This window comes from Pseudomonas sp. A-1 (assembly GCF_004801855.1).
Classification (GTDB): domain Bacteria; phylum Pseudomonadota; class Gammaproteobacteria; order Pseudomonadales; family Pseudomonadaceae; genus Geopseudomonas.
Map to the genome: position 1 here is coordinate 42215 of NZ_SSTC01000027.1, position 8218 is coordinate 50432.

At 67.0% G+C, this 8218-nt stretch carries 9 protein-coding genes and 1 pseudogene; 7 read left to right on the plus strand and 3 right to left on the minus strand.

Annotation, left to right across the window (positions count from 1 at the left end; all coding sequences use genetic code 11):
- The first annotated feature begins 25 nt into the window (after positions 1-25).
- The 5 genes from E5198_RS08375 to E5198_RS08395 all read left to right on the plus strand — a co-directional run bounded on the left by E5198_RS08375 (position 26) and on the right by E5198_RS08395 (position 5053).
- Positions 26-1621, plus strand: coding sequence for a DUF1302 domain-containing protein (locus E5198_RS08375; RefSeq protein ID WP_136489546.1), 1596 nt, complete (start codon positions 26-28; stop codon positions 1619-1621).
- 196 nt (positions 1622-1817) lie between these two features.
- Complete coding sequence (locus E5198_RS08380) at positions 1818-3029, plus strand: thiolase family protein (protein WP_136489547.1); 1212 nt, start codon at positions 1818-1820, stop codon at positions 3027-3029.
- A 5-nt stretch (positions 3030-3034) separates the two neighbouring features.
- The gene (locus E5198_RS08385) at positions 3035-3973 is read left to right on the plus strand and encodes an OB-fold domain-containing protein (protein ID WP_136489548.1); all 939 of its coding nucleotides are present in this window, start codon (positions 3035-3037) and stop codon (positions 3971-3973) included.
- 225 nt (positions 3974-4198) lie between these two features.
- Positions 4199-4594, plus strand: a complete 396-nt coding sequence (locus E5198_RS08390) for a DUF6306 domain-containing protein (protein ID WP_136489549.1) — start codon at positions 4199-4201, stop codon at positions 4592-4594.
- A gap of 39 nt (positions 4595-4633) precedes the next feature.
- On the plus strand, positions 4634-5053 hold the full coding sequence (locus E5198_RS08395; RefSeq protein ID WP_136489550.1) for a hypothetical protein: 420 nt from the start codon (positions 4634-4636) through the stop codon (positions 5051-5053).
- A 59-nt stretch (positions 5054-5112) separates the two neighbouring features.
- Here the strand turns inward: E5198_RS08395 and E5198_RS08400 are convergent, their stop codons facing one another.
- Complete coding sequence (locus E5198_RS08400) at positions 5113-5592, minus strand: histidine phosphatase family protein (protein ID WP_136489551.1); 480 nt, start codon at positions 5590-5592, stop codon at positions 5113-5115.
- 227 nt (positions 5593-5819) lie between these two features.
- On the opposite strand from E5198_RS08400, the gene E5198_RS08405 reads away from it, so the two are divergent.
- The gene (locus tag E5198_RS08405) at positions 5820-6467 is read left to right on the plus strand and encodes a TetR/AcrR family transcriptional regulator (protein WP_218569046.1); all 648 of its coding nucleotides are present in this window, start codon (positions 5820-5822) and stop codon (positions 6465-6467) included.
- A gap of 3 nt (positions 6468-6470) precedes the next feature.
- Positions 6471-7517 (plus strand): metal-dependent hydrolase, encoded by a 1047-nt coding sequence (locus E5198_RS08410; protein ID WP_136489552.1) that lies wholly within the window; start codon positions 6471-6473, stop codon positions 7515-7517.
- A gap of 46 nt (positions 7518-7563) precedes the next feature.
- Here the strand turns inward: E5198_RS08410 and E5198_RS08415 are convergent.
- Positions 7564-7734, minus strand: a pseudogene (locus E5198_RS08415) (type II toxin-antitoxin system HigA family antitoxin); the annotation flags it as partial.
- Between the two features lie 20 nt (positions 7735-7754).
- Positions 7755-8195, minus strand: coding sequence for an NAD(P)-dependent oxidoreductase (locus E5198_RS08420; protein WP_136489553.1), 441 nt, complete (start codon positions 8193-8195; stop codon positions 7755-7757).
- Positions 8196-8218 lie beyond the last annotated feature (23 nt).

Consider the following 8218-nt stretch of genomic DNA (forward strand, 5'->3'; position numbering starts at 1 on the left):
TGGCCTTCATTAGGAGAGAAGCAGCATGCACAATAAGAAAAATCCACGTTGCACCACCCTGGTTGCCCAGAGCTTCCCGCTCATGGGGCTGGCCGCCGCCATCGCCATGGCCAGCGGCGCCGCCCATGCCGGGGAGACCATCGAGTTCGACAACGGCGCCACCCTCGACTGGACCATCACCGCCAACTACGGCATCGGCATGCGTACCGAGTCGCCCGACAGCGCGCTGATCGACGGCCCGCTGACCATCAACATGGACGACGGCAACCGCAACTTCGACAAGGGCAGCCTGGTCACCAACCGCGTCGGTGCGCTGGCCGAGCTGATCCTGCGCAAGGACGACTACGGCGCGGTGCTGCGCGCCAGTACCTTCTACGACGACGTCTACCACCAGTCCAACGACAACGACGCCCCGGGCCGGGTCAACAAGTTCGGCGCCCACGACGAGTTCACCAGTGACGCCAAGCGCTACAGCGGCGGGCGCAGCCGCATCCTCGACGCCTACCTGTTCAGCGGCTGGCGCACCGAAGGCGGGCAGAGCATCGATGTCAAGGCCGGCAGGCATGTGGTGTCCTGGGGCGAGAGTCTGATCTTCCCGGGCGTGTCCGGCGCCCAGTCGCCGGTCGACGTGGTCAAGGCCTCGCTGCCGGGCATCGAGGCCAAGGAAGTGCTGCTGCCGATCGGCCAGGTGTCCGGCCAGTGGAGCCTCAACGAGTCGTTCAGCCTCGGCGCCTACGTTCAGTACGAGTGGAGTGGCAACGAACTGGCGCCGGCGGGCAGCTACATGTCCACCAGCGACGTCACCGGTCCCGGCCGCGAGCTGCTGCGCGCCGGTGCGCTGTCGATCCCCTACCTGAACACCAACGAGCCGCGCGACAGCGGCCAGTGGGGCCTGCAGATGCGCTACCGGCCGACCGCCGACCTCGAGCTGTCGCTGTTCCGCATCAACTACCACGACCGCAACCCGTCGGGGGTTTCCATCAGCTTCCCGCCGGCCGGTCCGCTGGGCTACGAGGTCAACTACTTCGAGGACATCCACCTCACCGGCCTGAGCTTCTCCACCAAGATCGGCGACACCCAGGTCGGCGGCGAATGGTCGTACCGCGACGGCGCTCCGGTGAACGTACTCACCGCCGGCGGCCCGCAGGCGACCAAGGGCAAGGGCCAACAGATGCAGCTGTCGTTCATGCGCATCCTCGGCGACCGCCCGTGGGCCAGCCAGACCACCTTCATGGGCGAGGTGGTGCACGTGCGGGTCGACGACGTCGATGCGCTCAACGGCGCCGACGACTACACCTTCAAGACCGCCTCGGCATGGAAGAGCAAGACCGCCACCGCCTACTCGTTGGTCGGCGTGTTCAACTACCCGGGCGTGTTCACCGGCTGGGACCTGGACGTGCCGGTGCGCTTCTCCCACGTCGTGGAAGGCGCCACGCCGATGTCCGGCACCATTTCCGGCGCCCAGGGCGACCGCCGCATGACCGTCGGCACCACCTTCAAGTACATGGGCAATCTGGAGGTGGCGCTGGCCTACAACGCCTTCCTCGGCGAGGCCGACCCGATCAAGCGCCAGCTGGCCGACCGGGACTACGCGACCCTGTCGCTCAAGTACTCGCTGTGATCCACCGGCCGGGCAGTCCGCTGCCCGGCCGGCTCGATCCGGGAATTCCTGTAGGGGCGAATTCATTCGCCCGGATGCCCCGCCAGGCGAATGAATTCGCCCCTACAGGGCCCGGTCTAGTCGATTCAAACGATTCGCGCGGGGTACGACTGCGGCATAGTGTCTGCAGTCACGCCCTGCGCCAGTGGAGACAACCATGGGACTCAAAGGCAACGCCGCCATCGTCGGGGCGGCCCAGTACAAACCGGAGAAGTACGCCACCGCGCCGCGTATGTTCCACCTCGAGCAGGTGGCCGACCTCGCCGCGCGCGCTCTGGCCGACGCCGGCCTGCGCGCCGAGGACCTCGACGGTCTGGTGATCAACGGCCCGCACTTCCACGAGGCTTCGGTGTTCGTCCCGGCGATGGCTGCCGAATACCTGGGCATGAAGCTCAACTTCGCCGAAGTGGTCGACCTCGGCGGCTGCACCTCGGTCGCCATGGTCTGGCGCGCCGCCGCCGCCATCGAGCTGGGCCTGTGCCAGGCGGTGCTCTGCGTGCTGCCGGCGCGCATGGCGCCGTTCGGCCCCGACGAGGATCCCAGCTGGATGGCCCGCTCGATGCGCTTCGGCGGCCACAGCACCGCCTTTGGTGCGCCCGAGGCGGAGTTCGACCTGCCCTACGGTCACATGGGCCAGAACACCGGCTACGCGATGATCGCCCAGCGCTACGCCGCCCAGTACGGCTACGACGCCGAGGCGATGGCCAAGATCGCCGTCGATCAGCGCTTCAACGCCCAGTTCAACCCCGAGGCCATGTTCTACGGCCAGCCGCTGACCACCGAGCAGGTGCTGGCCAGCAAGATGGTCGCCGACCCGCTGCACGTGTTGGAGATCGTCATGCCGGTCGCCGGCGGCGCGGCGCTGATCGTCGCCTCCAAGGAAGTCGCCGCCCGTGCGCGCAACCGCGGTGCGGTGGTCACCGGCTTCGGCGAGCACCTGGAGTTCAAGTCGCCGTCCTACGCCGCCGACATGACCTCCACCCCCATCGGCCCGGCTTCCCAGCGCGCCTTCGCCATGGCCGGCCTGAAGCCTGCCGACATGCACGCCGCGCAGATCTACGACTGCTACACCATCACCGTGCTGCTCACCCTCGAGGACGCCGGTTTCGCGCCCAAGGGCGAGGGCATGCGCTTCGTCCGCGACAACGACCTGACCTGGCGCGGCAACTTCCCGATGAACACCCACGGCGGCCAGCTCAGCTTCGGCCAGTCCGGCGCGGCCGGCGGCATGTCGCAGGTGGTCGAGGCCTTCCACCAGATCGCCGGCCGCGCCGGCGACCGCCAGCTCGCCCGCTGCGACAACGTCTACGTCTCCGGTACCGGCGGCGTGATGAGCGAGCAGGGCGCACTGATTCTTCAGGGAGCATGAGCGAGATGTCGACCAACAAACCGATGCCCGTACAGACGGAAATCTCGGCGCCGTTCTGGGCCGGCCTCAAGGAGCAGCGCCTGACCCTGCCGCAGTGCCAGGCCTGCGGCCACTGGATCTTCTACCCGCGTCGCCACTGCGACCGCTGCTATTCCCACGACCTGAAATGGCAGGACGTTTCCGGCAGCGGCACGCTTTACAGCTTCACCGTGGCGCGCATCCCGACCCTGCCGGACTTCGCCGACGAGGCGCCGCAGAAGCTCGCCGTGGTCGAGCTGGACGAGGGTGTGCGGATCAACACCACCCTCGTCGGCCTCGCCGAGGACGAGATCAAGATCGGCATGCGCCTCAAGCCGGTGTTCGATACCGTCAACGCCGAAGGCGACACCCTGCTGCGCTTCACCGGCGTCGACAAGCAGGTGGTCCCGCGCCGCTTCGACGAACCGGAAGTAGTCGAGCAGGTCGAGGAGCAGGCGCCGCGCCGGCAGATCCGCGTCGACGACGCCGAGGCCCTGCAGGCGCTGGTCAGCGACGAGTTCACGGCGTGGAGCAACCAGATCGTCGTCGACCAGGCGCTGATCGACGAGTTCGCCAAGCTGTCCGGCGACGACTACTGGATCCACACCGACCCGGAACGCGCCCGCAAGCAGGGCCCGTTCGGCGGCACCATCGCCCACGGCGCGCTGGTCCAGGTGCTGATGTCGCGCCTGAAGGTGCCGTTCGATCACGAGATCGTCGGCTTCACCAACATGGTCAACTACGGCTCCGACCGCCTGCGCTTCCCCAGCCCGGTACCGGCCGGCTCGCGCATCCATTCCCGCGGCCGGGTCAAGGCCGTGGAGATCGGCAAGCGCGGCACCCAGCTGACCCTGGAGCTGAACATCCACGTGGTCGGCAGCGATCGCCCGGCGGTGATCAACGATCTGGTCGTGCTGTACATGTGATTTGCTGAGAGTGTCACCCTTTGGCCGCCCGAGGCGCATGCGTCGGGCGGTCTTTTTGTTTCCGGCGGCCCTGGAAGAGGGGACTCCACACGGCCTTTGGTGCAAAAAAAATGATCCGAAGGTGCAGCAATATTCGTTATCCAAATGCATCGCCAGGCATGACACTGGAACCGTCCACCCCGCCCGGGATTTCGCTGGAGATCCCGCACTACAGGAGTTCGAACCATGTCCCTGCCGCTCGATGAATTGCTGCAAACCCTGCTCAGTGCCGAACGTGCCGGCGTCCAGGTGGCTTCGGCGAGCCTGCGGGAGTGCCAGGATCCGGAGCTGCGGCCGCTGCTGGAGCAGATCCTGGCCGGCGAGGGGGAAAGCTGCCGACGCCTGCTGGCCTGCATGCAGCACCTGGGCCTGGAGCCGAACCGGCAGACCGGCGAGTTCCACGCCAGGGCGATGGCCATCGCCGATCTGCATGAACGCATGGCGTTCATCGACCGCGGCCAGCGCTGGGTGATCCGCAAGCTGCAGGAGGCGTTGCCCGACTGCGCGGACCCATTGGTGCGCACGGAGCTGGCAACGGTGCTGCGTATTCACGAAGAGAACAGTGCGGCCACGCCAGCCTGACTGGATGTACGCGCTGTACCAGTTTGAGGAGACCCCAAGATGAAACCTTCGATCACCGTTTCTCTCGCGTTGAGCGCCTGCCTGCTCATCGCAGGAGGCGTGCAGGCCGACGAAGTACTGTCGCCTGCCCATGACAACACCGCCGGCAAGTCGGTCGGCGCGCTGACCGGCGTGATGGTCGGCGGCGCTGCCGGCGGGCCGCTGGGCGCCCTGGTCGGTGCCGGTGTCGGCTGGCTGGCCGGTTGGGGCGTGCAGGAAGGCACCGGCCTCAGCGAGAACGCCTACACCGTGCGCGGCGCCGACGGCGAAACCCGCGTGGTGCGCTCGCCCAATCGCCAGTTCGCCATCGGCGAGCAGGTCGACCATCGCGGCGGGCGGCTCTATGCACGCAGCGACTCGGGACAGGCCCCGTCCGGATTGTGCGCCGCCCCGACGGGGGCTGCCGACGGGCGCTGCTGAACCGGCAGGAGAGCCCCGAGTGGCGCAGGCCGCAGGAGAGGGGCTCTCCACTCCGCCCATCACGAATACTTGATCGCCACCTTCTCGAGCCTTTTCCGGCCGATCTTCGCCCACGACCTGCCATCGAACCGAAGTACGGCCACGGCGCAGGTCGGCAGGTTGACGTCCTTGTCCGCCAGGTGCAGCAGCAGTTCCGACAGCGCCGGATTGTGGCCGACCAGCATCAGCCGCTTGTGCTCGCCACCCAGCTCGCGGATCAGCTCCAGCAGGTCATCCACCCCACCGCTGTAGAGCCGCCCGTCCTGCACGATGTGCCTGCGCTTGAAGTCGAGCTTCCGGGCGATGGCCTCCGCCGTTGCCAGCGCCCGCTTCGCCGGGCTGGCAACGATCGCGTCGACGGCCAGTTCGGACTCGGCCAGGCGCTTGCCCATCTTCACCGCATCGTTCTTGCCCTTGTCGGTCAGCGGGCGCTCGCTGTCGGCCAGCCTGACGTCGTCCCAGCTCGACTGGCCGTGGCGGACGAGGAACAGTGTCTTCATGGTGTGCACCTCTTGGCGCTGGGGCTTGAGCCTCAGGCTACCTGGCGCTGCTTACAAACAGATGCACGCGGGGGCCAGGATGCGTCCGTTGTCGTCGACGATGCGTACCGCGCCAACGCGGCACGGGCATTCCGTTGGGCGGCATTCCGCTGGGCGGCGCACCGCCGGGCGACGGTGCATCTACGCTTCCGGGAGACCGAACAGCACCCTTTGGCGGAGACAACCCGATGAGCGAAATGGCTGCCCCCGGCGACCTCGGCCAGACCGAGCTCAGATGCCGGATCATCGACACCGCGCTGACCCTCGGCACCGAGCGCGGCTGGGACGGGTTTCATCTCCACGACCTCGCGGCGCGACTGGACATCGGCCTGGCCGACATCGCCCAGCACTTCGCCGGCAAGGATGCGATCGCCGAAGCCTGGTTCGGGCATGCCGACGCCGCCTTGCTGGCCGCGGCGGACACGCCGGGCTGGCAGTTCCTCAGCCCACGCGAACGCCTGCAGCGCGCGATCCTTAGCTGGTTGGACGCGCTGGCCCCGCACCGCAAGCTGGCCGCCGAGATGCTGCGCTACAAGCTGCAGCCCGAGCATCTGCATCTCCAGGTTCAGGGCGCGCTGCGCGTCAGCCGCACGGTGCAATGGATCCGCGAGGCGGCCCTGCTGCCCGCCACCGGCTGGCGGCGCGAGTGCGAGGAAGCGGCGCTCACCGCCATCTACCTGACCACCTTCGCCTGCTGGCTGCGCGACGACAGTCCCGGCGCCAGCCGCAGCCTTAGCCTGCTCGACCGGCTGCTCGCCCGGGCCGAGTGGCTGGCCGGCTGGCTCGGCGCAGCACCGGCCAGCAACAGCGGCAGCGGGACCGATAGCGGCGGCTGAGCGATGGACGCGCTCGCCCACGCGCTGCTGGGCGCTACGCTGGCGCAAGCCACCTCGGCGCGCTGCACTGTGCTGTCGCCACGGCAATGCCTGGCGATCTGCGTCAGCTCGGCGGTCTTCCCCGATATCGACTTCATCGGCTTCCTCGTCGATCCGCTGCGCTTTCTCGCCGAGTGGCACCAGGGCCCGACGCATTCGCTCATCCTGCTGCCGCTATGGGCCGCGCTGATCGGTGGCGCGTTCGCGCTGGTGGGCAGGCGCAAGGCGGCGTTCCTGCCCGCCTGCGTGTTCGCCGCCGTCGGGCTTGCCTCGCACATCGGGCTCGACCTGATGACTGCCTACGGCACCGCGCTCTTGTATCCGCTCAGCCAGCAGCGCTTCTGGATCGGCAGCCTGTTCCTGGTGGACCCGGTTTTCCTGCTGATCGCCCTGGGCGCGCTGGTCGCCAGCCTGAGGTTGCGCAGACCCTGGCCCGCCCTCGCGGGCCTCGCGCTGCTGGCACTCTATGCGGGAGGGCAGACGCTGCAGCAACTGCGTGCCAGCGACATCGCCCGCCAGTGGGCGCAGGCCAATGGCATCGCACCGGTGCGGGTGGCGGCGCTGGCCCAGCCGCTATCGCCCTTCAACTGGAAACTGCTCGTGGTCGATGGCGACCATTATCATCAGGCCCATCTGAAGCTCGACGTTGGCGCCGCAGCGCTGCCGATCCCGGGCACACTGGGTGAGCTGGCTCGGGCCTATAGGTCGCCACAGCAGATGGTCTGGCAGCGGCGCCATCGCTACGGGGAGGATGCTGACCTGCAGCCGCAGGTGCAGGCGCGCTGGCACGACCCCCGCTTCGCCTCCTACCGCCGGTTCGCGATCTTTCCGGCGCTGTCGCGGATCGACCACGGCGGCGAAACCTGTATCTGGTTCACCGACCTGCGCTACGACCTGCCGACCCTGCCCGATACCTTTCGCTACGGCTTCTGCCGCGGCAGTGAAACCCAGCCCTGGCGGCTGTATCGGCTGCGCTACTTCTCGGCCGATTCGCGGCAAGGGCTGGATTGAGCCACCGGTCCCGACCGCTGGAGCACCACAGAAGGCATGTGCAGCCTCAGAAAAACACGTCCGCTGGCACGCCAAAGCGCTCCGACAGCGCGCGGATGTGACGGACATTGAGTTGGCGCTTGCCGCCAAGGATCTCGGAAATGACCGATTGCGCGCCGACCTCGGGCAGGTTGGCCTGGGTCAGGCCGTGCTCCTGCATCAGGTAGCGCAGCACCTCCGTACGGGGTTAAAAGATGATTACTCTACTGGCGTCAGTACAGGCTGCCCCGAAAAATGAGCCGCAAGGTTATCGAACGTCAAATCCAGCATTGCTCGCAGGGTAGCGCCAGTGGTACTCGCCATATGAGGCGTTAATACCACGTTATCGAGCGAAAAAAATGCCTCTGGGATATGAGGTTCATTACAGAACACGTCGATCCCCGCCGCCAGAATCTTGCGTTCACGCAAGGCTTGCACCAGTGCGTTCTCATCGACAATGGATCCGCGGGCGACATTGATCAGTACACCTGACGGCCCAAGCGCAGCGAGTACTGCCTCGTCGATCAATGCCCGTGTTGTGCTTCCACCACTCGCGCACACCACAAGAAAATCGACATTGGCAGCCAATTCTTGCGCGTTATCGTAGGCGGCGGCAAAAACTGAGTGCAACACCTGACCTTTCCGGTACGGTGTTGCCATGTCTTACCACGAACTCAGCATTG